A 25,455-nucleotide genomic window follows, 5' to 3' on the forward strand; every position below is an offset into this window, starting at 1 on the left:
GGTTTGTGTAACGGCACCCTTAAGGGTGCCTGCAAACTTTCCAACACTTCGCTGGTAAACCGCTATAATCTACAACGCCACTCATTATAATTCCGTAAGCAAAAAGCCCGAAAGCGATATGCCGACCGCACGCTGCGCGAAGGGACAACTCGTACTTGCTTTAGGATATATGGGACATCCAGACATTTATGCACTGATACCGAGTTGCTCACAAAGAGCGTCAGCCCTTGTGGAACACCAGTGTTGCCCAAAAAGCCTTATAGCCTTGGGTTACCCTACGGGAAGGCTTACGCCTACGTGACTCAACAGTCCCCAAGTCCTCCGATCAAATAAGGGTGGCAGTTGCCACCCTGGTTTGAGCTAGATCGAACTGATAACGCAACCCGTAAGAGCTAGTAATAGTCAGATTTCTTGGTCTCAGGCTGGAGCTGAGGCATTTCAAAGTTGGACGGATCGTAGATGTAGCGAGTTGACTCTTCTTCTAAACGGTTGATTAGATAAGGTTCAATCGCGTTAGTGTGGCGCAGGGCGGCGAGATATCCGTCTAAATACAACCTTAAATCGCTGAATCTGTAGCCTCGATTCCACATTTCGACTAGGGCGTCGGTCAGTTTTTGATAGTGGCGAATCGTTTGTGTATCTTGGAGCATGGTTGGGTGTCTGAACTCGGTAAGGGCGGAAATTACGGACAGTGTTTACCGTCGGTAATTATTGGCGTTAAGCATAGCATCTTCACTCGACTAACGTAGACTCTCTATGCGTGACTTGGAGATAAAGATTTCCTGAAAATTATTCAACTGGGCAATATTTAAGTCCAGATGGCTAGGTTCGGTCAGTCGCGCGTTCGCTTGATGCCCACACCCCGCTGGCGCATCGTGCTTAGCTTGATCGTAATCAAGCAGGCAAAGGAAAACCTGTATCTGCTGAGCGATTTCTGCTATTTTTTGTTCCGGCTCGGTCACTGGTGTTTGAACCACTAGGTTAGGATTATTGTAACGATAATTTAATATTCTTCCCAGCTTGGCTCGTATCCCGGCGCAGCGGTTGCGCTAAAAGCTAGAACGCACTAAGATGAAGCCCAACGCTGTAGCCCCCCAAGTAGCCGGTGTTACAAAATTTTAATAGGGTCTGGTGTTAAGTTGAAGGTCAATAACGGCAAGGAATATAGCCTCCGTGGTTTCTGTAGGGATTCAAATTGTTGAAGGTAATCCGCACCTGCGCTCGCTGCTCGGTTGGCACTTACAGCAGGCAGGATATCGCGTGCATCAATCCGCTAGCCTCTATCAAGCTAGGGAAGTTTTTCACATGCGCCAGCCAACGGTAGTAGTTCTCGATACCGAAGTGTCCGACGGGGATGCTTTAGAATTTTGCGGCTGGCTGCAACGGCAACAAATGCCATTCGTTCTCATGCTCTCTGCGCGCAACAGCGAAGCCGATATCGTCGCTGGATTGAAAGCAGGAGCAGATGATTACTTAACCAAGCCATTTGGCATCCAAGAGTTTTTGGCGCGGGTGGAGGCGCTGATTCGACGCCAGCGCGCGACGACTCCACCCGCTTACCTGGATTATGGCGATCTCAAAATTGACCTGGTGCAGCGCCGCGTCCGCTTCAAGGACGAACTGGTAGATTTAACCCCCCAAGAATTTAGCCTGCTCTATGTCCTGGCTCAAGCTGGGGGAGTGCCTTTAAGTCGTTCGGAACTGTTACATAGAGCATGGCCCGATGCGATTGATAATCCGCGCACGATAGACACCCACGTCCTCTCCCTGCGAAAGAAACTGGAAACCGATCCCCGGCAACCTAGTTTAATTCAAACCGTCCGTAACGTGGGATACCGTTTTAACCCGGATTTTCTCAACCTGAATCAAACTCAAGGGGATGAATCTGTCAATAACAAAAAGCCTCCTACTCCTGGCACGCCTAGCATGGTCGCATTAGACGGTAATTGGCGGTGAAAATTTGAGATTTGAGATTGTAGATTTGAGATTTAATTTAAATCTGCCATCTAAAATCTAAAATCTGCAATTATTTTCACTCCCATTCTTGGGCAGCAAGCCGTTCTAATTCAATTAAAGTTGCGCGCAGTTGCAGCCAGTCTACTTGAGTCGCTGGTAAATCTTGAACCAGTTGACCTTGTTGTAAGCGTAAAACTCGCGTACAAAATTGCTGCGCCTGTTCTAGTTGCTGATTGACCATTAAAATTGTGGTTTGTTCGCGTTCCTGTAACTGTTGCAGTAGGTTTAAAACAAAAGAAGCACGACCAACATCGAGGGCAGAAGTTGGTTCGTCTAAGAGTAAAATTTTAGGTTGAATGACTAAGGCACGGGCGTAAGCTACCAGCTGTCGCTGTCCGGCAGATAGTTGCACCTCCGTGCGTCCTAGCCAGTCTTGCGGGATGCGTAGCTGTTCGATCCAATAAGCTAGACGTTCTTGTATCTGCTGTTGCTCTAGGCGGCGTAAAACTAAGGGATAGGCGATCGCTTCCCGTACCGTCATCCCCAAAAGTTTAGCTTCTTGCATCAGTAAAGTCACTTGCTGGCGCAACTGAATCGCCGGAATTTTACGGATATCTCGCTCTTCCAAATAAATCGATCCCTTGGTGGGTTCGCTGAGTCGGTTTAACAGCCGCAAAAGCGAAGTTTTCCCCGCACCCGATGGCCCTATTATGGCAATTCGTTCTCCTGAAAAAACTTCAAAGGATATATTTTGGAGCAAATAAGATAAACCGACTGGCGCAGCTAAGCTGACGCCTTCTACTTGCAATTGCGGATTGTTTCTGCTATTCAAAATCAAGGTAATCCTGGGTTTAAATTTGTTTGTAGTAAGCACTTTAGTGCTAAATTCCTTACTACGAACTGGGTAATCCTGGGTTTAAATTTGTTTGTAGTAAGCACTTTAGTGCTAAATTCCTTACTACGAACTAGGTGAGCTTACCCAAACTCATAGCTGTCAAGATTGTCCAAGCATCTACTAATAACAACAACAAGGTAAATCCTAACAAAATTAAATACATCCAAGGCTGTGATAACGGACGAATATCTGTTGTATCGATGCCTGTTTTTGCTTGCACTTGCCTCACCATTTGGGCAAATCCTACCACGCGCATCGGCAGCAAGTAAGCTTGACCAGATTGACTGAGAAAATAATAAACTAGCCCGCCTTGTCCAGTGGAACGCATTTTCAAATCTTTTACATCTGTCCAAGGTAGCGACCAACCTTTACGAAAAAAGCGAGGAACCCAGCGGGGATAGGTTACCTGAATTTGTTGCCGATCTAAAATCACCCGTTCGCATAAGGCGGCATATAAGGCAACTAACCCCATGGCAATCCCTAACCATAAAATAGCTGAGGGGACGGGTGCTGCGGTTGCTTGTGCCAACAAAAAGGGTAAGGGAAGTGTGAGAGCGACATACAGACACAATAAGGTAATTCGGATCAATGGAGATATGCGGAAGACAGAAGCTGACTCTGTTTCTGATGAGAGTTGATTCACTGGTTTGGTTGACACTGTAGAATATTAGCTGACTTTCTTAACAATTTAACGGGTGCGGGCGCTCGCGGCAACAACCATGAAATAACCCTGACAAACTCGATTAAACTTATTTATATAAATTTAGGAGAATTGCCTTGAAAAGATGGTTCATTGTTGGATGGGGTGCGCTGATGGTTTGGACTCACGTTTTAACTTCCCCTGTCCTTGCCGCAGATACCGCCAACGGCGCTAAACTTTTTGAAGTTCACTGTGTCGGTTGTCACGTTAACGGTGGCAATATTATCCGGCGGAATAAGACGCTTAAACTTAAAACATTAGAACGCAACAAAGTCAATACAATTGATGCGATCGCTACCCTAGTCGCCAACGGCAAAGCCAATATGTCCGCCTACAAAGATCGTTTAACCCAACCTGAAATTGAGGATGTTTCCGCTTACGTTCTAGAACAAGCAAACAAAGGCTGGCGATAAATCAAGGTAAATATTTCTGTACCACGTCCCACCCAGTTAGGGAAACCAAGACAAAGCCGACAAAAAGAACAAAATTCGTTGCAATGTGAAAAGGTCGCGCCCAAGGAAATTGGGGGCTAATCAGGATGGCGCTGCCTGCCGATAATAAAACTAATCCAACTACTGCTAACCCAGCGGGTAGGTGGGAGGAATGACCCAGGGTGCCGTAGTGACCCAAAGTACCCACGATGCCAATGGTTAGGAGTAGAAGTACTAGACCCACCATAATGCTGCCTGTAGTGTAGTGCAGCGATCGCAGCCAGCTAGGTTTTTGCCTGCCAGAGGTGCGGGTATAAAACATCCAAATCCCCGATAAGGCTAGCAACAGATATGCCGCGATCGACAATCCCATCGACCAGGCGGCAATTTTCCATAACCAAATAAAATCAGGTAAATTCACAAATTGGGTAATAGGTAATCGGTAATGGGTAGTGGGAAGCTTCATGCTTCGACCCTACTAGCAGAGGACTTACGCAACGTCTCTATATGTAGGGTGCATCAAGAGCGGTGTACGGCACCATCTCTACCATATCTGGAGTTGCGGCGATTGTCCTGTAGCAATCGCCAGCACAAAAATAGGGCTGCTCGAGCAAAGCAGCCCCAGCAGTCATAAAAACGGAAATTTTAACGAAAATGTCGCCGAAGTCCCCGTCCTTCTGAAGGCGGGGATCGATAGCGACAAACTATCTCAGACGCTCACGAGAGCGAATCCACATTTCTTAGATTTGTGCTATCCTGTTACTGTAAATGTTATATTCCAGTAATGCTTATAAAAGTAGTAAAAGTTCGCTTATATCCAACCAACGAGCAGCAGCACCAGTTATCCAAGATATTTGGGTGTTGTCGATGGTGGTGGAACTTTGCACTAAACAAAAGTATTGAGGAATATAAAGCAACGGGTAAAGGTTTAGGGCAGTCAGCCTTGAATGCTTTACTTCCAAAGCTCAAAAAAGACAAGGAAACTGAATGGTTGGGTGAGTGTTACAGCCAAGTTTTACAAGCAACAACACTCAACTTAACCGTAGCCTACAAAAACTTTTTTGATGGACGTGCTGGATTTCCTAATTTCAAATCTAAGAAAGGTAAACAGTCTGCCAAATATCCTCAAAACGTAAAAGTTAAAGATGGCGTTGTCAAATTACCGGGAAATATTGGGGAAATCAAAGCCTCTATTCATCGTCCTATAGACGGCCAAATCAAAACCGTAACCGTCAGTAAAACACCATCGGGTAAATATTTTGCCTCTATCTTATTTGAAGCAGAAGGCGAAACTCCTAAAACTGCTGACGGCAAAATTTATGGGATTGACTTAGGGGTAAAACATTTTGCTGTAGTTACAGACGGTGAAAAGGTTTCCAAGTATGACAACCCGAAGCATTTAGCTAAACATGAAAAGAACCTAAAACGCAAACTTCAAAAACTTTCTCGCAAAAAAGAAGAAAGTAACTCTAGAAACAAATACCGCTTCCTTGTAGCTAAAGTTCATGAACGAGTAGCCAACGCGAGGCAGGATTTTCTACACAAACTTAGTCATAAGTTGACCAGCGATAGCCAAGCTGTGATAGTCGAAAATCTTCATGTTAAAGGCATGGTAAGGAATCATAATTTAGCTAAAGCCATATCTGATTGTGGATGGGGAATGTTTGTCAATTTCCTAGCTTATAAACTTGAACGCAAAGGCGGAAAGCTTGTTGAAATTGATAGATTCTTTCCCAGTTCCAAACTCTGCTCTAATTGTTACCATCAAATGTCCCAAATGCCATTAGATGTGAGGGCATGGACTTGCCCTAATTGCAAAACGCATCATGACAGGGATGGGAATGCCGCAACGAACATTAGAGCAGAAGGAATCAGAATCCTAAAGACGGATGGAACAGCCGTTTCTGCCGTAGGAGGGGGAGTAAGACCAAAACTTGGACGATCGTCCAAGTTGAGGCATTCCCCTGTGAGTACGGAAGCTCCGCCCTCTTACAGGGCGGAGTAGTTCACTCTACAGCCACTAAAACGGGTGATGTTAAAGATGCTGTTTTGTCTAAAGTTTTGTTTGTTTTTTCTGACTTTTGATGGAAAGCGATGGTTGCTTCGACTTTTTGACTTGCCTCGCTCGAGACTTGGGGTTGTTCCTCGACTCGTAAGCGATCGCACGGTATCTTATCCGATAAGATGGCACTCGCCATCATACCCGAATGAATTTCCAGCAGCGCCTCAGATATTGTTTCAAACATGAGGCGTTGGCCCGGAAACACCACCCGCTCGAAGTACCAGTTGGGAACGTTGGTAATCCGAACAACTTGAACCTTGCTCGTCGCATTCACGTAGCAACAGAGGATGCGATCGCTCGAGTTAGGCGGTAAGGGATCAAGGATTTGAGCCATAGCTGCTAGGGTAACTGATGCCAAAACCGATTACATATGCACCTTAGCATTTTGCGATCCCCGTTGTTTGTAACTGTGACTACCAACAGGCCACTCCATAAGGATTCTACCGTAAAATCGGTCTTCCGATAGGTTAAGAATTTCTTATATATTTTACAAGTTGATACAAGCCCAACTAAGAAGCGGCGTCATTTTAAGCTGGCAGCGGGCAGATGAATAAACTCTGCGGTATCGTAAAGTTATATGAACGACAGGTTTAAAATTTTGATTAATGAGTGGCAACTCACCCATCCACTTACCCGCAATGGCAAATCGAATTCTCTATGTCCGCCTCCCCTGCAACCCCATCTTTCCCATCGGGGTTGTTTATCTTGCCGATCACCTGCATAAGTTATATCCAGAGGTAGAACAGCGCATCTTCGATTTGGGAACGGTGCCACCCCTAGATTTTGCCCCTGCCTTGGATACCTGTATAGATGAATTTCAACCCAACCTATTGGTATTTTCTTGGCGAGATATCCAAATTTATGCACCAGTGGGGGGTAGAGGTGGTAACCCACTCCAGCACGCCTTTGAGTTTTACTACGCCCCGAATCCTTTGATCAGATTGCGGGGAGCGCTGGGCGGGTTGCGCGTGACCACAGCCTACTATATGGAACTGTGGCGCAACCTGGGGTTAATCAAGCGGGGACTAAAACGCGCCAGAAAATACCAAAGCGATGCGCGTGCGGTTGTTGGCGGCGGTGCGGTGAGCGTATTCTACGAGCAATTGGGTAAAAGCTTGCCGAATGGGACAATTGTTTCGGTAGGCGAAGGCGAAACGTTGCTGGAAAAACTGTTGCGGGGGCAAGATTTTAGCAACGAAAGGTGTTATGTGGTGGGAGAGACAACACCGCGCGATCGCATGATCCACGAACCTCCCACCCCGATCGAAAAAACCGCCTGCAATTACGACTATATCGAAACCATCTGGCCGGAATTTCCATATTACCTGCAAGAGCAAGACTTTTACGTCGGCGTCCAAACCAAGCGCGGTTGTCCCCACAACTGCTGCTACTGCGTTTACACCGTCATCGAAGGCAAACAAGTACGCATCAACCCCGCCGATGAAGTCGTCGCCGAGATGCGCCAATTATACGCTCGCGGCATCCGTAACTTCTGGTTTACCGACGCCCAGTTTATCCCAGCCAGGAAATTTATCGACGACGCCGTCGAACTGTTGCAAAAAATCCTCGACGCCGGGATGAAAGATATCCACTGGGCAGCATACATTCGGGCAGATAATTTGACGCCCCAATTATGCGACTTGATGGTAAAAACCGGGATGAATTATTTTGAAATTGGCATTACCAGCGGGTCGCAGGAACTGGTACGGAAAATGCGGATGGGCTATAACCTCCGCACCGTCTTAGAAAACTGCCGCGACTTAAAAGCTGCCGGTTTCAACGACTTAGTTTCCGTCAATTACTCGTTCAACGTGATTGACGAACGTCCCGAAACGATTCGCCAAACTATCGCCTATCACCGCGAACTAGAGCGAATTTTTGGAGCCGATAAAGTCGAACCCGCAATCTTCTTCATCGGGTTACAACCCCACACCCATTTAGAAGAATATGCCTTTGAAAACAATATCCTCAAACCAGGCTACGATCCCATGAGCTTAATGCCTTGGACAGCCAAAAAACTCCTGTGGAACCCAGAACCATTAGGCTCATTCTTTGGGGAAGTTTGCTTGCAAGCTTGGCGACAAAATCCCAACGATTTTGGACGCGAAGTTATGAGAATATTAGAACAAAGACTCGGTTGTGCCGACTTAGAATCAGCACTCAATGCCCCCATCGCAACCAAACAAAAACAGCTAGTAACAGCTAATCGCTAATAGCTAATGGCTAATGGCTTAAGCAGCAATTGACCAGCCATTAGCAATTAGCAATTAGCAATCTCCCTATTAGCAAAAACCATGTTAGAAGGCTCAATTTTACAACAGCTGTCAGATGCCCACAAAACTGGGCCAAGACCGCTGCGTTTTGGCGTATATTACAAAAACACCTTAGTTGCCCTCTGCCACGCCTTAGAAGACAGCATTTTATCCTCAAACTGTTCGCCAATAGTCATTACGGCATTTCAGCGCGGAAAGTGGTACCTGCAAGAAGCAGAGCGGTATCGAGAAATAGCGGCAAAATCCCGTCAAATTACCATCATGGCAGCACCCGATACCGGCTTTGCCGAACACCCCACCAGCAAGCTGCCCAATGTAAACTTAGTTAGCCTCGCTCCTGTCGATCCCGTGGCGCAAGAGTGGCACTTGATGATTCTGTCGCCTACATACACAGCAATGGTAATTTGTCAAGAGCTATCCCGATCAGATTATGGAGCGGGGGGGCAACCAGAAGCAGATTTGGAGCGCAAGTTTTACGGGTTTTGGACGTTTGAACCGGCGTTGGTATGGGAAACGGTAGAATTAGCGAAGTCTCGCATCGGGCAATATAATCCCGAACTGGAAGAAAAATTAACCGCGCAGCTCAAAGCAATGCCGAGGGAGGGAAACCAGCAACCAGAAGATCTCGGTGCGATTGTATCCCGCGTGGTAGATTACCTTCAGAGTAGCCATGAGGATTTAATTAAGGACAAGCACGGGGAAATACCCCCATCCCATCACGAACTGTTGGATATTAACTTGGTTTCCAACGAGTTACAAGCTTTCGTGCGGATGGCGCAGCTGATGGAACTTGCCAATACGGGAAACCCAATGTCAACGGCAGAAGTAGCAGCGCTAGCAGAAACAATGGGGCAAATTTTAGATTTACCCGCATGGCAGTTAAAGCGCTTGCGCCTTGCTGGTCTACTCCACGGGTTAGTGCCATCGTTGACACCGGCGACTTCCTCCCAGGAAGAAGTGCCTTGCTGCGCCTTAGTGCCGGGAATACAGGCATTGCGTGCCATGCCGCAGTTGAAAGCGATCGCATCAATCATCACCCACTTTACCGAATGGTGGAACGGTAGCGGCACTCCCGCCGGGTTAGCATATGATGCCATACCCTTGGAGTCGAGAATTTTAGGGCTAGTTACAGATTTTCAGTGGCGAGTCAGTCAGTATAAAGCATCCCAAAACAGTCGCGCCGAAAGTTTATCTCAAGCTTTGGCAGAGTGTCAGGCGCTGGCAGGGGAGCGGTGGGACCCTAAACTAATAGAAGCCCTAACTCTTTTGGTCAAAGGTTTACAACAGGGACTCAGCTTACCTGTTACGCCACCTAAAGTGAGTACTGGCATGTGGTTATTTGATGACCATCAGGAAAGCAATTTGGTTAGTAATTAATCATTTAGTCAAAAGTTACCCATTACCAGCTATGGAAGCTATAAAATCGGGCAATATTCAACCTCTGCCTGGGGCAGATTTAGAAGACGAAGATTTATCAAATCTCGACCTCAGTCGCGTTAATTTGGCGGGTGCTAACCTCGTCGGTGCAAATCTTTGCGGCTCGAAATTAGAAGGGGCAAAGTTAGAAGGATCTAATCTTTTAGGTGCTAATTTAGCATCGGCTGACTTACGGGCTAACCTGTTAGGTGCAAACTTAATACAAGCTGATTTAACGGGTGCTGATTTGCGAGGTGCTAACCTCCGAGGCGTTAATTTAATGGGGGCAAAACTGACTGGAGCGTCTTTTGCCGGTGCTTTTTTAAGCGGTGCTAATTTGATGAGCGTAAACTTGCAGGGGGTGGACTTGCGCGGTGCGGACTTGCGCGGGGCGAATCTTACAGGCGCTAATCTTTTAGGAGTTGATTTGAGTCGCGCCGACTTGCGCGGCGCTAGCTTGAGCTATGCTAATTTGGAAGAGGCAGACTTGCGGGGGGCGAATCTAGCTGGAGCAGATTTACATGGGGCTAATTTGCTTTGTGCTGAATTAGAAGGCGCTAATTTAGATGGGGTGAATTTAGCCGCATCTTGCCTGGTAGGAACATCCCTCATCCACATAAGGCAGCCACTCGAAGAGTTGAAAATTCCTTTGAAAATTGCTCATAGCGAGCATTCTCAGGTACAAGAATAAGCTTGTGGGGGACAAAACCAAATAAAATAGCGATCGCGGTCAACGGTGGTACAATTTGGCTCAAGTGACTGAGAAAATCTCGTGAATTTACATGAAGTTCTGAACCTAGCCAAGCAACTTTCGCCAGTAGATAAAGTGCGTTTGATGCAGCAAATGGCTTTTGAGCTAGAAAGCGAGTTAAGGGATAAACCCACTGCTCCCCAGCAGCACCAGCAAACCCAGCAACCTCCCCAACCACCCCAAGAACCACCCCAGTGGGAAATGTCTGCCAATGCAGCACAAAGACCTTCTGCGCCTGACATCGATCCATCTCGCTGGGATGATTGGGCAAGCTTTCCGGAATAAATCGCCAGCTAGCTAATGGCTAATAGCAAATGGCTTTGAATCAACTCGCCATTAGCCATTAGCCATTAGCCATTAGCCATTAGCCATTAGCAAATAACTATTTAGCATCAACTGCATCCCGTTCGGTGCGTATCCACTTTGTTTGAGGTCGCACTAGAAAAGCCAGGTACAGGGGAATTTTCCAAAGGACATAAAAAGGGACTGCCAAAAGTGTTAAAAGCGGTAAGTCGGCTCGTCCAAATTTAGCCCAAGCCCCCACAATTGAGACTAAAATTAGCAATCCTTCTGCTGCTAATAAAATTGCTGGCGTTGATCCCAATCCTAAGCTTGCCGCTAATAGAGCGCATCCAAAGGCAGCTAGCCACATTATGACTAAAAGCGAGAGGGGCGGCACGGATAATTCTAGCGCGATCGCCAACAAATCAAATCGCCTTTGACGAAGTGACTCTTTAAGCAATAGCGGCACTTGCTTCAGCAGGGTTTGCAAGTGACCATGTTCCCAACGCGTCCTTTGACTTTTTGCTGCTTGGTTTTGCTGGGGGAGAACGCCTGTGACTCTAGCTTGGGAGCAAAATAGTGGAGGATGTCCGGCGATCGCTAAATCCAACCCTAGCTGCATATCTTCAACAATATTACCGCTGGCTAGGGGTGCTTCTCGGATCGCTGACCAAGGAAACGCCATTCCCGTCCCACCTAACAAGCAGGGGAGTCCCAGTCTTTCCAATCCCCGCGTTCTGACTAGGTTCTTGACCAGAAAAGCTAGGGAAGAAACCGCATCTTTTGGGTTTGGGTTGGCGGGTTGTTCCATCAGGTAGGTTGCCTGAACCGGGCGTCCTGTATTCATCGCTCTTCGGGCTATGCCATCGATTGTACCGGGATCGACGATACAATCTGCATCGATCATCACGACTACGTCGGGGGGGTCTGCTTCGATGAACCGCATACCGTAGTCTAAGGCATAGCCTTTACCTCGGCGATCGAGATCCTGCCTTTCAACTACCGTTGCGCCGCAGTTGCCAGCGATCGCAGCCGTTCCATCAGTGCAATTATCAGCTATTACTACCAGCCGATCTGAAGCTGTTAACTGTGGCAATAATTTCAACAGCGTTGTACCAATTACTTTGGCTTCATTATGAGCTGGAACCAATACAGCAATTCGAGGTCGTATGCCTTCAATCTTATTGCCCTTCGTTTGACTGGGCAATAAGGCTGCACTGCATTCTATAAACAGAACCCCGATCGGAACTAGGAGTCCCAGGGCGATCGCTAAAAGAACAATATTAACTAAGAACACGGGCTGTACGCTTAATAATCCCAGTCTAGTAAAAATCCTTGCGAGTAGGTTGTTTCAAACCAGGGTGATCAAACTCGGACTTAATAGGAGCAACAAAGCACCCCCTTGAGTTTTCTCCCGATTCTTCAACTCACCTGAGACGGTTTCTCAAACTTCTTCTCCTGACATTGTGTTGACCAATCGGGTACCCATTCTTGATACTGCGGGTCTTTGTATAGGTTGAGCTTTTGCTTGAACACCAGCCATAAGAAAGGTAGGTCTTCTACTAAATATCTTTTCCACAAACGCCTTGGCTCTTGCATCAGCCGATACAGCCACTCTATTCCTAACTCGCTCATCCACTTAGGCGCTCTTACCTTATTGCCAGCTTCAAAGTCAATGGTTGCTCCAATTGCCAAAAATATTTTTATATTCTTTAGCCTATCTTTGTATTTGAAAATCCACTTTTCTTGTTTAGGCGTACCCACTCCTATTGCCAGTACCGTCGCTCCTGAATTATTAATTCTATCCACAATCTTTTCGCATTCTTTTTCATTCTTCTCAAACCCAAACGAAGGCGAATACGCCTCCACAATTATTTCTCTTTTTACTTTTTGATTAATTCTTTCCTGGGCTTTTTTCGCTACTCCTTCCTGCGCTCCCATTAAAAAAATTTTAATCTCTTCATTTTTCTTGTTGTGTTCGTAAAAAGCTGGAAAAAAGTCTGAACCTGATATTTTCTCCCGAATCGGACATCCTAATAATCTGGATGCATAAAATATTATTTTGCTATCGCAAACTTTATAATTTGACTGGTTGTATATCTTATAAAATTCTGCATCTTTTTGCATCAGCATCAGATGGTCTACATTCGGTGTTACGACTATTCCACCCTGTTCGTTTAGCTTTTCCAGTAACTCTTGTTTGGATAAGTTGTCGATAGATGCATTGAGAATATTGACTCGCTTCATTTTTACCCCCGGTAACCTTTTAACTTGCTTTCCAACATTTAGGTAGATCGTAATACGGACAAATCTAGTTTTGTTTTAACTTCACCGCCTCCATTTTGGCAATTCATTAGTCTTGTTCAGCTTATATTTATTGGTTTCACTGATATTTTCTCCTCTTCTTTTTTGTGCTTACTCAATTATACTGAGGTTCCCCTACAATACAATTTTAGTCAATCCAGCTCGTGTTAAAGATCATTTAAATATGAGCATTTTTTATATGTGTAGATCTACGGTAGTCTCCCTAACTATTTTTTTTAGGGGTATTTCCCATATCATGAGCGTTAAGCTGCTTTGCTTCCCCCGGAACTAGGTAACCCAGCCAGGAAAAAACCGTATTTATTTATACAACAATTATAGCACTGTTATACTGAGGCGCAACATTGTTGCTGTAAAGTTATTTATTGGTAGGAGAGAGAGGGAGATGGCAGGAGCGAGCGAAAAATTCTTTCTTGATTTCTCGCCAGCCTTTTAACCATGATGGCCTAAATCAAATCAGCCGGAATCCCCAAACAAAAAGGAGGAAGCCGCATCGATTTATACCATTCGCCATCGCAATATAGGTAAAAGTAGCTGTATTACATTCTATGTTCCCATAATCGGTTATAGATCGACTGTTCGGGGAATCGCTCCCGCCGACTCCCCCAGACGACAGCAGTTGATGGTTAATTTTCCACTACGCTTTGAGCCTGAATGCTAGATTCCTCGACGAGGGTCTATGGGTACGCGCCCTTGGATAACAAAGCGTTGCACAAGCAAAGACTGTACGGCAGCTGGAGTGCGCCATCTTGTCGGGTTTGGGATCGCCAACGAGATCGCCACCGGAATCCTTACCAAATTGTCCGTCAACTCAAAGTTTAGGTAAGCTCGCAGAAGCCAACCAACAGACATTCAGACGAAATTAGCCCTCGGTCTCAAATCGATCTGGCGCGATTGAAATCTATATATCACAAAGACTGGACTTTTGACATCCTCCCTACCCTACTTCGTTGAGGGTAGGGATTCCTCAGAATTGCTTCCTAGTGCGTGTTTTCAAACTCGTTATATCCTGAAAAAGGCGCGAGCGCTCTTCTTTTGTGTTGATGCATCGAGGGGACGAGAGTAATCAGCAGTGGGAGAGGTTAAAACCGCTACTGCCACCGCAGAAACCGAAAACGGGTAAGCCAAATCACGATCGCCGACAGGTTGTCAAGGGCACCCTGTGCATACTAACAACTGGAGCGCCGTGGCGAGACCTGCCAGAACGTTATGGAAAGTGGGAAAGCGTGGCCACTAGGTTTTATCGGTGGCAAAAAGCTGAAATTTGGCAGCGAGTCTGAGAAAGCCCAGCAGTCCAACGTCCTAGTCGCGGTCGCCCAAGTATCCGTCCTTTGAGATTAGTTGGAGACTTGGGCTATAGGGGTCTTCGCATCCGTAATTACCTGCAAGTCGTGGTATTCGTTTGACTATTCCAAGACTCTCAAATCAGCCACGTCACGGTCCTTTTAACCGTGAAATCTACCGTCAACGCAACATTGTTGAACGTGCTATCAACCGACTCAAGCAATTTCGCCAGTTCGCTACCCGAGCGGAAAAGCTAGCTGCAAATTATACCGCTATGCTCGCGAGCGCCTGCATTTTGTTGTGGTTAGAGTTGGAAAACACGCCCTAGTCTTCCTGGTTCTCGGACACTTACTTAGGTCAATGACCCCTGATGTGGATTAGCGCTGACGGCAAAAGCTGACGGGGTGACAACAATCGGTCAACCCCTTACGACCTGCGGGGTTGACCGATTGTAATCCTTGTGGGGATTCTCATGACACAGCTAGTGCTGCTTCGATTGTTCCGCTCTTTTCCCACCATCCCGACTGGAATCAAGGCAGTGGCTGGAAAAATCACTTGAATAATCTCCGCTTAATTCTCCAACCTTTTGTATTGTTTAATTTGATTAAACATTGGTTGAAAGTATTTCTAATTCCGGCTTTGTTAACAGGTTTTTCTCGGTTGATTGCCATTATGAATTTCTTCCCTAGCGCTGTTACTCGACCTCTTCAAACACAGGATTTTCAGTTTTTCGCTGCCAAGAGTGACAGAAGAGCGGTAAAGAATCTGAGAAACAAACAGATTCAGGTGTCCCTACATTGGGGAGCGCTGATAATTTTAGCCTGGATGCCTACCGCAGTCATACCGGAGGGAATATCTTTCAGAACGACGGCGTTGGCACCGATGTTGACATCATTTCCAATATTCACCTCCCCAAGGATTTTTGCACCAGCACCGACGTTGACGCGCTCGCCTAATTTCGCAGCCTCAAGCGGGCGATCCAAATCAGGATTTCCGATGGTTCAATTATCGCCGATAATAGGGGAAAACCTGCGGGGATAAAACTGACTTATGCAAATGGTGAGCGCTCCCGCTGCTCAAACAGGTGCGTTATAACAACCATAGGAACAATCGCAATATGCAGCTTCTGATCCGCAAGATTTCGTCTCGTGCCTACTCAAGCAAGTCGATCGTACAAGCTTGGCGCAGGCAACGGATGGCGGCGAGTTTTCTAGATTTGGTAAAACCCCCAAAACAAGCGCTAATACTCGATTTGGGAGGAACACCTTATATATGGCAGTTGTTTGACCATGACTTCGAGATCGCATTAGTGAATCTACCCGGTTCGTTTAACTCAACTAACCCAGTCAAAAACATTACGTTTGTCGAAGGTGATGCGACGGATCTATCCAGAATATTTAAGGATAAATCTTTCGACGTAGTATTTAGTAACTCGGTGATCGAACACGTTGGAAATGAACAAAAGCAGGCTGCCTTCGCCGCTGAAGTACACAGACTAGGCAAGGCTTATTGGATACAGACGCCGAGCGATCGCTGTCCGATTGAATGCCATACGGGTATGCCCTATTACTGGAAACTACCGAATTGGGTGCGCGATCGCCTCATGCGTTCCTGGGAAGAAAAATTACCAGCCTGGGCAGAATTTATTAAACAAACACGTGTTCTTTCTAGGCAACGAATGCATCAACTTTTTCCCGATGCCGAGATGTATGTTGAGCGCCAATTCCTGTTTGAAAAATCTTACTCGGCTTATCGACCTTTCCCAAGGTGAATCCGCTGCCAACTCAGGTGATATCTGGCGATTTGGCAGCATTAATAATTTTAGCGGGGATGCCTACCGCCGTCATACCGGAGGGAATATCTTTCAGAACGACGGCGTTGGCACCGATGTTGACATCATCGCCAATCGTCACGTCGCCAAGGATTTTTGCACCAGCACCGACATTGACGCGAGCGCCTAATTTCGGAGCCTCAAACGGGCGATCCAAATAACGATTTCCGATAGTGACACCTTGCCGGATATAACAATCATCGCCGATCTCGGAATATCCATGAATAACAATACCATGTTGATGTTCAAAAATAACGCGGCGACCAAGCTTCACTGTATAAGGCAACTCAATCCCATAAGTATTGCGAATTTTTCGATACAACATCCGGTAGAGAATGCTAAAAGGCGCCCGCAGTAGCTTCGGTTCAATTTTCATTCTCCACACACCAAACCGCTGAACCGCAACGGCTCGAAATCCCGGCAGCGTCCAATCCCGTCCGTGAGCAATCCAATCTTCTTTGATTTGTTCCCACAGTCCAAGCTCTGGAGTTTCTGACTCGTTGGCACTTGAAATCAATTCGGGTTGCGTGACCATAAAGTTATCTTTGCTGCTTCACTATTTCGGTGACAAAGTTCTTTTAACTACTGCGTAAGGCGCGCAGAAGTTAAGACATTTCCCTTAGATAACACGCTATTAACTCAAGTTGCTAGTTATCTCTCTGGGAGCGGCTAATGGCTAATGGCTAATGGCGAGATTGGTAAAAATCCAAGATTAGCAATTAGCAATTAGCAATTAGCAACGCCAAAGTTTATAACTAGCAACTTGCGTTATTACGTATAAAATCACTCAGGAAGTTTGGCGGATCGTTATCCGGTTTGCCTTGAACGCAAAGGCGCAGCCGCCAGACAGCAAAGCCCAAAGACCAAGAGGCCAAACTAGCCACTTTGCCAATAATTTTGATACCGCACCAAGACGTAAGCCGGAATCCAGATCGCTGAGTAGTGTATAGCAGCGAAAAGCAGAACACTGCGGCGTGCCGTCGGGGTCTTCCCGGCGGCTACCAGCAATTCCCACGTCTGGATGAGAGTTGATAAACTCCTACCTTCGGTTTCAAAGGCGGCTTTGATTTGTTCGACCGATCCGTTGCCAGAAGCGTTGTCGGAAACTATAACGCGGGTGTCGGGGAGACTTGGCACTTCATTGAGGAGCGATCGCCAGCAGTCAACGGTTGGCTTTGACCTTCGGTAGTTAAGGATGACTGCAAGCAAACGGCTTGGGTTATTTACCTGTATTGCATTATACATACGGGTAATAATTGGGTCACGCCTACCTCAAGGACTCGTTAACAGGGACATGTATGCCTTCTTTAATCAAAGTCTCGCGCTCTTTAACGGGAGACCAGCCAAGCTGACGCTCCGCCTTGGAGGAATCGAACAAAGCAGCAAAGCTGCGACCCTCACAATCAGCATAGCTGGGGAACGCAGCATTGGGGTCGCGTCCGATGCTTTTGATTGCCCACTTGGCGATCGCCGACGTGTAAACCCTCCAAGCTGCTGTAGGCACGCGGCGTAACTTAATGCCAGCCTTATGCTCGAACTCATTAAGATATTCGTTGGCGGTAATACAGGCAGTGCTGGTGAGATTATAAGATTCACCCTCGATTCCGGGTACGTTAATCGCCCTCACCATTGCATCGGCTACATCATCCACTAGCACGATCGGGAGCCGATTGTTGCCATCACCGTACAGGCTGCACACCGAATTGTAGGGCCAAGCGGCAATGCCCCAGTGGTAGGGACTACCACCGCTACCGAGTACGACGCCTGGGCGGAAGATGACCAAGGGCAGACCTTTTTGGCGGTGAAGTTCGAGCAGCGAGCGCTCGTTCTCTACTTTAGATCGCGCATAGGGGGCGGCGCGCATTATACCTGCGTTAGGCTCAGTTTCTTCGGTGATGGTCGCAGCGTTTTTACCTGCATAGTAAATCGCAATCGACGATGCGTAGAACAACCGCTTGACTCCACGTTCCAGGCACAATTCGCCAACTTTGCGCGTAGGTTCAACATCAGATTGAAGAAACTCGCTCCAGGTTTTCCCGTTGCCCCGCGCTAAATGGTAAACATAATCTATCCCATCGAGTGCCGCCGCTACTGCTTTGGGATCGGTGAAATCGCCCTTGACAATTTCCACCTGAAGGTTTTTTAATTCCGGCGGGCAGCTACTGGGATTGCGGGCGAGTATCCGCACCCCATAACCATCCTGACGCAGGCGGCGAACCAACGCCCGACCGATGAAACCCGTACCGCCGAGGACAAGTACTGTAGATTTTTGAGCGGGAGGCTCGACCAAGGGGCTGGGAACCGATAGTGTTTTCTCAGGCATCGGCACATCGGTTTCCCGTGCCACCCACTCTGCCAGTGCCACCGCCGCCTCGCCAATTGCCGGATCGACTCGCTCGTCCAGCTTACCTCCCCGACCGTTATAAAAGCTCTCAACCGTCCGCGCGATGCTGTAGGGAAATGGCTTCGCTGCCTTGAATAGACCCATCTTGGATAGCACCGAGTTACCCAAAGTGCCGCCTGCTTGGAGTAGCGAGTCCCTGGCTGTTGTGGCTACATTAGCGAAGCGATCCAGATCGAGTAGATAAGGTGTATGCTCTTGGCAAACATAGGTGTTGTTCTCGAAGTCAACCCGTGCTGCTGCGTTCGTTCCCCTCACGTGGATGTAGTGTTCCGCGTATCCATCAATAAACGAAAAACGCAGCCGGATACTGGTATTACCCTTCCATCCCCGAATCTCCCAACGACGGTAAAACTCTAGCCCTTGAGGCAGTTCTACCTTGTCGCGCACATCGACCGAGAGCGAGTCGGGTTGACCCAAAAGATGAACCAGGTGGGCGAAGGAGTGGGGAGCCACCTCGAATAAAATATTCTTTGGTGTTTGGAGCATCCAGGCTCCAAACGGCCCGCCCTTAAGCTGTCCCAGCTCTTTATTCCATACGATGTCCACCTGATCGATCTGCCCTAACCGACCGCTACGCAGATCGGACACCAACTTTTCATAGACTGGAAAATACAGGAAATTATGGCTGACCCCGATTACCCTACCGGCGGCTGCGGCACGCTGGCGCAACTCCTGACAGTGGGCAACTGTGTGGCAAAGCGGCTTCTCGATCAGGGCGTCAACGCCTGCTTCGATCGCTTGGCAGGCTGTGGGAAAGTGAACGTGGGGCGGCGTCAGGATTTGGATGACATCCAACTGTTCTTGGGCTAGCATTTCGCCCAGGTCCCCATAGACTTTGGATATCCCCTTTGCTGCGGCGAACTGCTGCGCCAGGGTGCGGTTCAAGTCGCAAATTGCTCGCACCTCAACATTGGGCAACAAGCGCAGCGCCGAGTAGTGGTAGTCACTAATATAGCCAGCGCCCAGGAGGGCGACGGCGATAGGTTTGCTATGTTTGTTGCTAGCAGCCATTTTTATCTCCCAGTTGGTTGGATCGCGGGTGCTTGAGCAGCCTTGTACTCAATCATTTCATGCTGTTTGTTTTGCAGGCGCGCGGTGGAACTTGAGAGCGCCAAAGGCTTGAGGGAACACCGACATCGCCCAAGAGAGCCCCCACGCTATATTATCTTTCCATGAAAACCCCTGCCGTTGCGTTTTATCAATTGTCCGCCATGCCGACAGCGGATAGCGCCCGAAGGCAGTTGGGGAAATTCCATGAGTAGGAATCATCAACACCAGTGCGGCTGAGGGTACAATTAACCCCCAAAGCCAGGTATCGCGCAAGTCTTTGATCAACTTGCGTTCTGGCAAAGCCCCGTGCATATGGCAAACCAGGGCATAAGCATAGCCACAACGTTTGGCCCACCATTGGGATAGTCGATGCATGTCCGCGTCGTGCCGAGTACAATTTTGGTCGATTCGCCCTAATTTTCCACCATTTTGACCCAGACGCACGCCCAATTCGTCATCTTCGGCAGCAATAACCCTGGGGTTGTAACCTCCAACTGCTGCGAGTGCTGCGGCGCGAATCATCACATCTTTGCCGCAGCTTTTGGTTTCTCCTATTGAGCCACTGCGCCACTCTACATCGCAAATCCGATTGTAGACCCTGGCAGCTGGATAACGTTCCAGCCGCCAAGCGTATAGGGCAACTACATCGGGGTTATTGTCGAGCGTTTCGGCGGCAGCTTCGAGCCACCCTGGGACAACTTCCCAGTCTCCGTCGATCAACTGGACGTACTCGACTTGGGGGTATTTTTCGCGCAGCCGCTCAAAACCAGCATTGCGCGCTCTTGCCGCAGTGAAGGGAACTGACATGTCCAGTTCGACTACTTCAACGTTGCGATCGCGTGCCACCTCGCAACTTCCATCAGTAGAACCGGAGTTTACGTACACCACTGGGCAAGCCTCGCGGACAACCGAGTCTAGGCTGCGGATTAAGCGATCGCCTTCGTTGCGTCCAATCGCAACTACTCCAATTTTCTCAGACAAGCTACTCACCTGAATCTCCTGTTATTAGAGCATTTTTCCGTTAATTGAATTCATCCTTGGCGATCGCTGGCTGCTTTTGAGCTTGTCTGTAATTTTTCCCATCCCTCAAGCAGCTATTTATCAGACTTGGCCTGTTTTTTCAGAAATTCCGGAGTCTGATCCTGTTCCAGTAATCTCAGCGACCGTAAAACAGGTTTAATCATGTCTTTGACCGGCTGAGGGAATGTTTTTTTGACAAATTGGAAAATCGGACTACGCTTGATTTGTGCGGGATGAACTTTTTTGGGTTCATTTTCGGGAATGTCCACGTGGGGAGTTTGCTCCGTGACCGGCGAAGACAGCAGTTTCACTGGTTTGCCTTTGATCGCTACATAAGTTTTACGGTCTGTGGGGTTATTTGGCATTGTCGGAACGTAGCATTCATAGAACGACGTAAAACCGACATGCGCCACTAAATTGCTCAGGGAAGCGTGGGTCATCCACAAACTAATCGTATTATCGATCGATGCCCACAAATCTCGTTTCTTATCTTCCGCTGTTGCCTCTTCGGGGTGTTCGACATAATCCAAGCCCCAGTAGGTTTTACCTTCAAATTCGACGCTCTTGCGATCGCTCAGACTGATGAAAGTATCGAACAGAACTACTCGTTCGCAGACTTCGTAAATGTTCTTGACGAATTGGAATACATCAGGCGGTTTGAGGTGATATAGCATTCCCGAACACAACACCAGATCAAACGAACTATATTTCTCCTTGCTCAGATTACGCACGTCATCTTGATACAGATAAAGGTTATCCAGTTTGAGATGGTGTTTGGCAAACCGTGCTTTTTCAAGGTTCGCTTCGCGGATTTCTATCCCCACTACCTCTGAGCCATGCAGGGCAAACTCAATGCCATAATGACCTTCCAGACAGGCTAAGTCCAGGACGCGGATCTGGTTCAGGGGTTTACCGACCAAATCAGAGGCTACTTGAACCAGACGGCGAAGCCGATAATCAACTTTCCCAGGCATCAGCGTGTATTGATCGTCGCCGAGGTAGATAGACATGGCAGTCCATTCGCCATAGGTTTCTACAACCCTATCTATTGAAAGCGATTTATGCAAATTACTATTATAGTCCATTTTCTTCACCAGAGCATTATCTAGATTATGTCCTCCCATATATTATCTAAATTTTTTCAACCTTGTTTCTTTCAAAATATTTTTTTTGATGTTAATATATTGCCTTGATTATTTTCTAAATACTTTATTCATAATTAAAATTCTAATTTCACCTCCATTGTTTCAATCAAGTTATTTTTTTCTCCGCCTCATTATTATAATTATTGCAAAAATCACTTTTTCTCTGTAGGGGGGAAGTATTTGCGATCCGAGCTTTCGGTATCATCAGGGTTTTTCTACCCAAATGCTAATGCCTCCGGCACGCTGCGGCAAAGTCCTTCGCGGATTTTTGCTTGCACCTAATAATTACACTTGGACTATTTCAAACCATGCCCTCAGCCATCAAATTTCCATTAATGACTAATGATTGCAGTTGATTTTAATTCCTCTGGCAGCCATCCCACCAGCATTGATTGTTCTTAATAAATTCCATCAAAGCATTGTATTTAGGCGAGCCGTTTTGCTCTACATATTCTAAAGCTCCCCAGCTTCCCCATTTACTCGGTTGACCTATATCCCCCAAGTGCATAAACAGGGTTCCTCCAGCTTTTTTCCAATCATTCAGTAATTGTGTATAGAGATCGTACATTTCCGGGCGTCTATTTATTTCTATAAAAAATTTGGTTATTTTCTCGTTATTTTCTACTCCTCCAGCACCAGCAATATGCTGACCACCTTCATAAGCAACTAATTTAAGACCTTTCTTTTTGGCTACATCTGCGTGATAGATAAAATCATTATAAACATCCGGCAAGCTATCTTTAAACCCCCCAAGTAAAGCCCCGTATCTTAATTGCTTGAAGGCTTTATCAAAACCACCATCCGGTTCATTTATCCAGGACTCTACTGTGCTGTAATTTTCAGGCGCACCCAAATTTCCACTGAAATAGCCAGCTATAGCGTAAGCATCAATACCGTGTTGATAACAAGGTTTATTACCTTCTGCTACCCAATATGAGCATTCTAATGCGTAATTTTCTAAACCTTTATATACTCTTTGAGTACTGAGCACGCAGACGACTCGATTGCTTTGATTACCAAACACATTTTTCCACAGCTCGCACATTTGAGCAGTACGCATACCATACCATTGATAAAAAGCATCTGCTTTATCTTGCCCCCACCTAGCTTTCCCTTGTTCTAAAGCATAATGAGATTGTTTAAATTGCCAATTCCAAACTTCATTAGAAAATTCTACATAAGCTTTTAGATTAGGAGCTAAACTCTCTTTAATTCTCTGAGCAAACTTAGTTATATATTCATCGTTAGCCTGGTGTGGCATATTGAACCACGGGTCAGCTTTGACTTTATTAGATAAAGCCACCATTATTTCTATCGGGACTCCTTTAGTTGCATAGGAAGCCGTTTCTATTCGAGGTCTGTCACGCCATTCTTTCTGGTTTGAATTATTTGTTCCCATCCATTCCATGAAACGCAAGGATCTAAAATTTTTAATCTTTTCTATAAAAATCGGGTTAAATATTTCAGTTTTATAATTCTTTTCATCCTCAGCCTTAACTGCTCTGATGTTACGGATATAATTACCTGTCTTTTTGGGATCGGTAGAAGCGATCGTCAACAGTATACCGCCGCCTCCTTTTGAATCCACATCCAGCACATCCCTTCCAGGAGTTGAAGCAGCCAAATCTTTTTTGGCATCAAAACCATATTCAATCGTGCCTTCCCCATCATACAAAACCACATATTTTCCAGAAGGATAACGATTGGGTATATCCCTTAATAACAAAGTACTTACACGAGTATATTTAGGAGCCTCTTCTGGAGTTGGTAGAGACTTAACCCAGCCATTTTCGTCCAGATTTAACAGATTATATTCCTGTGTATCCCATTCTCCATTACAGCCAGGAGTTCCAGTCACGCATTGAGTAACCCATTGTCTAGAGGATTTGAAAGCATCCAGAAAGGGCAACTGAGTTGACCAGTCAGCAATACCACTAAGACCAATTCCTAAAGGGGAATTTAAATTAGGAATATTGCTGGCCACAGCTATCTTATTGTTTGCCTTATTATTTTGGGTTAAATTATTAAAAACTGTCGAAAATTGCAGCAAAATTACACTGATTAATATTCCAACTAAAAAGGCTAATATTTTTGTTTTTTTAAGCCAATTGAATATAGACATAGATTTAACTACCTTGGCGGTTATAGGTTGGCCTCAAGTCAGTCAATTAGGCTAGTTTGGTCTTGCTTGAGCTAGGGAACGCCTGGATGGCGATAAGCGCGTTCCCGTAACCTGATTGGTTCTTGCCTCTTTCAGCACCAGCCCTGATATTGCCCCACTGATAAGCGCAAACACCGGGTTAGTCATGGCATTGATGATACAGTCGAGCATGTACAAAATCAAGGCCACCGCCAGCACAGCTGCGGGTGCTACTTTGGGGTGAAACCAAGTACTAGCTGGATAACGTAGTATAAACAAGCTTGCAGGAGGTAGTAACATGGATGCTGTTATGCTAACCAGCCCGACCACACCGTTGACACCAAACACAATAATCCACAAGCTGTCGGTAACTGATTTATCTACCAGATCTCCTTTCCAGTCCCGTGTGATTACGCGGTTGCGTCCGAATCCTCCCCAGCCAAAAATTATCCTCTGCCTTGCCTTCTCTGACAGGGGTATTTCCTGATCGAGTCTAAACTTTAACGATTCGGCTCGTTCTTCATTAGTTATCTTGACCGCCATGTCATAAATTTGCTCGCCAGAAACAGTTCCGGTTACTCCTTGGTAGAGGTAAAGTGACATGCCTAATATTAGAAGAAACACCGGAATGGCGGTACGCAACCAACTGGAAGAAAATAGCAGGACGATCCCTAATACCAGCAAAATGTAAGCACCAGAGGATTTGCACAAGACAAAGGTGATTAGCATAACAATTACAAGCCTTTGGATTGGTATGTTCCAGACATGCTTGATGGTTCCACTTTTCCAAAGCCAAATCCCAGTCAGTGTTGCAGCCATCATCCACGCGGCCACCATAAGACCGTGGTTCATAAACACCATCGGCCTAAATCCCCCTGCACGCATTGATTGAATAAAGTACTCCACTCCACCAGGGTAGTAGCCGTAAATCATTAGGTGCAGTTGCGGGCTGAGGCGTACTTCATATATGCACAGAGGAACATAGGCTAGCCCGCCGATGAAAACACCAATTGCTAGCTGGCGCATCCCCGCCAGATTAGCAAGATATATCCGCCCCAGAAAATAGGGCACTCCCCAGGTCATAGTTTGATCGAGAACAGAGGAAAATCCATTGTACAAACCCAGGTCGTTAGCGATCGATGAAGCCAACGGACATAGGCACCAACTTAGCATCGGCAGGTCAAGCCAACCGAATTTAAACGAAGTAATCCGTCCCGCATCGTATAGCACGGTTGCCAACAAAATTCCGTAACAAGTTGTGTTCATCTTGGTGATGTCTGGGATGCCCGGTAAGGTATAGTTGATTACTGGGAGGAACAGCCATGCCGCGATAAAACTCACAATTACTGCCCGCTGAGGCGGAAACCGTTGGAACAAATAAAGAACGGTTGGAATCCAGGCAATTGCAGCGAGTAAAGCTATGGGACTATACATAGGTATGGGCTTCGTTTGCCACGACCTTAAAAACTAAGTTAACTGCACGAGTAATCTTT

24 protein-coding genes and 2 pseudogenes are annotated in these 25,455 nt (G+C 46.6%); 10 read left to right on the plus strand and 16 right to left on the minus strand.

From position 1 onward, the window contains the following. Positions 1–392 precede the first annotated feature (392 nt). Both MiSe_RS21300 and MiSe_RS21305 read right to left on the minus strand, forming a co-directional pair. The gene (locus tag MiSe_RS21300) at positions 393–650 is read right to left on the minus strand and encodes a DUF6761 family protein (protein WP_226584714.1); all 258 of its coding nucleotides are present in this window, start codon (positions 648–650) and stop codon (positions 393–395) included. 90 nt (positions 651–740) lie between these two features. Continuing rightward, the gene (locus MiSe_RS21305; protein ID WP_226584715.1) at positions 741–977 is read right to left on the minus strand and encodes a hypothetical protein; all 237 of its coding nucleotides are present in this window, start codon (positions 975–977) and stop codon (positions 741–743) included. Positions 978–1,173: 196 nt separating this feature from the next. Here MiSe_RS21305 and MiSe_RS21310 point away from each other — a divergent pair, with 196 nt between their 5' ends. Further along, on the plus strand, positions 1,174–1,956 hold the full coding sequence (locus MiSe_RS21310) for a response regulator transcription factor (protein ID WP_226584716.1): 783 nt from the start codon (positions 1,174–1,176) through the stop codon (positions 1,954–1,956). 76 nt (positions 1,957–2,032) lie between these two features. Here MiSe_RS21310 and MiSe_RS21315 read toward each other — a convergent pair whose 3' ends face one another. Further along, positions 2,033–2,830, minus strand: a complete 798-nt coding sequence (locus MiSe_RS21315) for an ABC transporter ATP-binding protein (RefSeq protein ID WP_226584717.1) — start codon at positions 2,828–2,830, stop codon at positions 2,033–2,035. Between the two features lie 91 nt (positions 2,831–2,921). Beyond that, positions 2,922–3,509: a hypothetical protein gene (locus MiSe_RS21320; RefSeq protein ID WP_226584719.1), complete on the minus strand. Its 588-nt coding sequence runs from the start codon at positions 3,507–3,509 to the stop codon at positions 2,922–2,924. 155 nt (positions 3,510–3,664) lie between these two features. On the opposite strand from MiSe_RS21320, the gene MiSe_RS21325 reads away from it, so the two are divergent. Then, positions 3,665–3,964 carry a c-type cytochrome gene (locus MiSe_RS21325; protein WP_226584766.1) on the plus strand — a complete coding sequence of 100 codons (300 nt, stop codon included), beginning with the start codon at positions 3,665–3,667 and terminating at the stop codon, positions 3,962–3,964. Position 3,965: 1 nt separating this feature from the next. Here MiSe_RS21325 and MiSe_RS21330 read toward each other — a convergent pair whose 3' ends face one another. After that, positions 3,966–4,403 (minus strand): DUF4079 domain-containing protein, encoded by a 438-nt coding sequence (locus tag MiSe_RS21330; protein ID WP_226584768.1) that lies wholly within the window; start codon positions 4,401–4,403, stop codon positions 3,966–3,968. A 363-nt stretch (positions 4,404–4,766) separates the two neighbouring features. On the opposite strand from MiSe_RS21330, the gene MiSe_RS21335 reads away from it, so the two are divergent. Then, entirely contained in the window at positions 4,767–5,987 is a 1,221-nt protein-coding gene (locus MiSe_RS21335; RefSeq protein WP_226584721.1) for an RNA-guided endonuclease InsQ/TnpB family protein, read from the plus strand. A 1-nt stretch (position 5,988) separates the two neighbouring features. Here MiSe_RS21335 and MiSe_RS21340 read toward each other — a convergent pair whose 3' ends face one another. Then, positions 5,989–6,378 (minus strand): DUF1830 domain-containing protein, encoded by a 390-nt coding sequence (locus MiSe_RS21340; RefSeq protein WP_226584722.1) that lies wholly within the window; start codon positions 6,376–6,378, stop codon positions 5,989–5,991. Between the two features lie 304 nt (positions 6,379–6,682). On the opposite strand from MiSe_RS21340, the gene MiSe_RS21345 reads away from it, so the two are divergent. The 4 genes from MiSe_RS21345 to MiSe_RS21360 all read left to right on the plus strand — a co-directional run bounded on the left by MiSe_RS21345 (position 6,683) and on the right by MiSe_RS21360 (position 10,769). Beyond that, positions 6,683–8,257 (plus strand): photosystem II high light acclimation radical SAM protein, encoded by a 1,575-nt coding sequence (locus MiSe_RS21345; protein WP_226584770.1) that lies wholly within the window; start codon positions 6,683–6,685, stop codon positions 8,255–8,257. Between the two features lie 81 nt (positions 8,258–8,338). After that, on the plus strand, positions 8,339–9,694 hold the full coding sequence (locus MiSe_RS21350; protein ID WP_226584724.1) for a DICT sensory domain-containing protein: 1,356 nt from the start codon (positions 8,339–8,341) through the stop codon (positions 9,692–9,694). 31 nt (positions 9,695–9,725) lie between these two features. Further along, positions 9,726–10,424: a pentapeptide repeat-containing protein gene (locus MiSe_RS21355; protein ID WP_226584726.1), complete on the plus strand. Its 699-nt coding sequence runs from the start codon at positions 9,726–9,728 to the stop codon at positions 10,422–10,424. An 81-nt stretch (positions 10,425–10,505) separates the two neighbouring features. Next, positions 10,506–10,769, plus strand: coding sequence for a hypothetical protein (locus MiSe_RS21360; protein ID WP_226584728.1), 264 nt, complete (start codon positions 10,506–10,508; stop codon positions 10,767–10,769). A gap of 97 nt (positions 10,770–10,866) precedes the next feature. Here the strand turns inward: MiSe_RS21360 and MiSe_RS21365 are convergent, their stop codons facing one another. Beyond that, a complete protein-coding gene (locus MiSe_RS21365) occupies positions 10,867–12,063 on the minus strand; it encodes a glycosyltransferase family 2 protein (RefSeq protein WP_226584730.1) in 1,197 nt (398 codons plus the stop codon). A 125-nt stretch (positions 12,064–12,188) separates the two neighbouring features. Further along, positions 12,189–13,013: a WecB/TagA/CpsF family glycosyltransferase gene (locus tag MiSe_RS21370; protein WP_226584732.1), complete on the minus strand. Its 825-nt coding sequence runs from the start codon at positions 13,011–13,013 to the stop codon at positions 12,189–12,191. 768 nt (positions 13,014–13,781) lie between these two features. On the opposite strand from MiSe_RS21370, the gene MiSe_RS51090 reads away from it, so the two are divergent. Next, entirely contained in the window at positions 13,782–13,910 is a 129-nt protein-coding gene (locus tag MiSe_RS51090) for a hypothetical protein (RefSeq protein WP_264196621.1), read from the plus strand. Positions 13,911–14,131: 221 nt separating this feature from the next. Next, a pseudogene (locus tag MiSe_RS21375) lies at positions 14,132–14,700 on the plus strand (transposase). A 454-nt stretch (positions 14,701–15,154) separates the two neighbouring features. Here the strand turns inward: MiSe_RS21375 and MiSe_RS21385 are convergent. Further along, a pseudogene (locus MiSe_RS21385) lies at positions 15,155–15,373 on the minus strand (serine acetyltransferase); the annotation flags it as partial. Between the two features lie 116 nt (positions 15,374–15,489). Between MiSe_RS21385 and MiSe_RS21390 the strand changes: the two are divergent. After that, complete coding sequence (locus tag MiSe_RS21390; protein ID WP_226584734.1) at positions 15,490–16,143, plus strand: class I SAM-dependent methyltransferase; 654 nt, start codon at positions 15,490–15,492, stop codon at positions 16,141–16,143. A 13-nt stretch (positions 16,144–16,156) separates the two neighbouring features. Here MiSe_RS21390 and MiSe_RS21395 read toward each other — a convergent pair whose 3' ends face one another. The 7 genes from MiSe_RS21395 to MiSe_RS21425 all read right to left on the minus strand — a co-directional run bounded on the left by MiSe_RS21395 (position 16,157) and on the right by MiSe_RS21425 (position 25,396). Next, on the minus strand, positions 16,157–16,738 hold the full coding sequence (locus MiSe_RS21395) for a serine O-acetyltransferase (protein ID WP_226584736.1): 582 nt from the start codon (positions 16,736–16,738) through the stop codon (positions 16,157–16,159). A gap of 341 nt (positions 16,739–17,079) precedes the next feature. Continuing rightward, complete coding sequence (locus MiSe_RS21400; protein WP_226584738.1) at positions 17,080–17,448, minus strand: glycosyltransferase family protein; 369 nt, start codon at positions 17,446–17,448, stop codon at positions 17,080–17,082. A gap of 22 nt (positions 17,449–17,470) precedes the next feature. Beyond that, positions 17,471–19,618, minus strand: a complete 2,148-nt coding sequence (locus MiSe_RS21405) for an NAD-dependent epimerase/dehydratase family protein (protein ID WP_226584740.1) — start codon at positions 19,616–19,618, stop codon at positions 17,471–17,473. A 57-nt stretch (positions 19,619–19,675) separates the two neighbouring features. Next, positions 19,676–20,647: a glycosyltransferase family 2 protein gene (locus MiSe_RS21410; RefSeq protein WP_226584742.1), complete on the minus strand. Its 972-nt coding sequence runs from the start codon at positions 20,645–20,647 to the stop codon at positions 19,676–19,678. Positions 20,648–20,751: 104 nt separating this feature from the next. Next, positions 20,752–21,801, minus strand: a complete 1,050-nt coding sequence (locus MiSe_RS21415; protein ID WP_226584744.1) for a class I SAM-dependent methyltransferase — start codon at positions 21,799–21,801, stop codon at positions 20,752–20,754. Between the two features lie 379 nt (positions 21,802–22,180). Beyond that, positions 22,181–23,944, minus strand: a complete 1,764-nt coding sequence (locus MiSe_RS21420) for a cellulose-binding protein (RefSeq protein WP_226584746.1) — start codon at positions 23,942–23,944, stop codon at positions 22,181–22,183. Between the two features lie 51 nt (positions 23,945–23,995). Further along, on the minus strand, positions 23,996–25,396 hold the full coding sequence (locus MiSe_RS21425; protein WP_226584748.1) for an O-antigen ligase domain-containing protein: 1,401 nt from the start codon (positions 25,394–25,396) through the stop codon (positions 23,996–23,998). Positions 25,397–25,455 lie beyond the last annotated feature (59 nt).

Source organism: Microseira wollei NIES-4236 (genome assembly GCF_020521235.1).
Taxonomy (GTDB): Bacteria; Cyanobacteriota; Cyanobacteriia; order Cyanobacteriales; family Aerosakkonemataceae; genus Microseira; species Microseira wollei.

What these genes read in the sequence shown, in the direction of transcription:
- MiSe_RS21390 (WP_226584734.1), top strand. Translation starts at nt 15,490, where the DNA reads ATGCAGCTTCTGATCCGCAAGATTTCGTCTCGTGCCTACTCAAGCAAG.
- MiSe_RS21300 (WP_226584714.1), bottom strand. Translation starts at nt 650, where the DNA reads ATGCTCCAAGATACACAAACGATTCGCCACTATCAAAAACTGACCGAC.
- MiSe_RS21335 (WP_226584721.1), top strand. Translation starts at nt 4,767, where the DNA reads ATGCTTATAAAAGTAGTAAAAGTTCGCTTATATCCAACCAACGAGCAG.
- MiSe_RS21325 (WP_226584766.1), top strand. Translation starts at nt 3,665, where the DNA reads ATGGTTTGGACTCACGTTTTAACTTCCCCTGTCCTTGCCGCAGATACC.
- MiSe_RS21415 (WP_226584744.1), bottom strand. Translation starts at nt 21,801, where the DNA reads ATGGGAGGACATAATCTAGATAATGCTCTGGTGAAGAAAATGGACTAT.
- MiSe_RS21355 (WP_226584726.1), top strand. Translation starts at nt 9,726, where the DNA reads ATGGAAGCTATAAAATCGGGCAATATTCAACCTCTGCCTGGGGCAGAT.
- MiSe_RS21400 (WP_226584738.1), bottom strand. Translation starts at nt 17,448, where the DNA reads ATGTATAATGCAATACAGGTAAATAACCCAAGCCGTTTGCTTGCAGTC.
- MiSe_RS21420 (WP_226584746.1), bottom strand. Translation starts at nt 23,944, where the DNA reads ATGTCTATATTCAATTGGCTTAAAAAAACAAAAATATTAGCCTTTTTA.
- MiSe_RS21340 (WP_226584722.1), bottom strand. Translation starts at nt 6,378, where the DNA reads ATGGCTCAAATCCTTGATCCCTTACCGCCTAACTCGAGCGATCGCATC.
- MiSe_RS21345 (WP_226584770.1), top strand. Translation starts at nt 6,683, where the DNA reads ATGGCAAATCGAATTCTCTATGTCCGCCTCCCCTGCAACCCCATCTTT.
- MiSe_RS21405 (WP_226584740.1), bottom strand. Translation starts at nt 19,618, where the DNA reads ATGGCTGCTAGCAACAAACATAGCAAACCTATCGCCGTCGCCCTCCTG.
- MiSe_RS21395 (WP_226584736.1), bottom strand. Translation starts at nt 16,738, where the DNA reads ATGGTCACGCAACCCGAATTGATTTCAAGTGCCAACGAGTCAGAAACT.
- MiSe_RS21370 (WP_226584732.1), bottom strand. Translation starts at nt 13,013, where the DNA reads ATGAAGCGAGTCAATATTCTCAATGCATCTATCGACAACTTATCCAAA.
- MiSe_RS21425 (WP_226584748.1), bottom strand. Translation starts at nt 25,396, where the DNA reads ATGTATAGTCCCATAGCTTTACTCGCTGCAATTGCCTGGATTCCAACC.
- MiSe_RS21350 (WP_226584724.1), top strand. Translation starts at nt 8,339, where the DNA reads ATGTTAGAAGGCTCAATTTTACAACAGCTGTCAGATGCCCACAAAACT.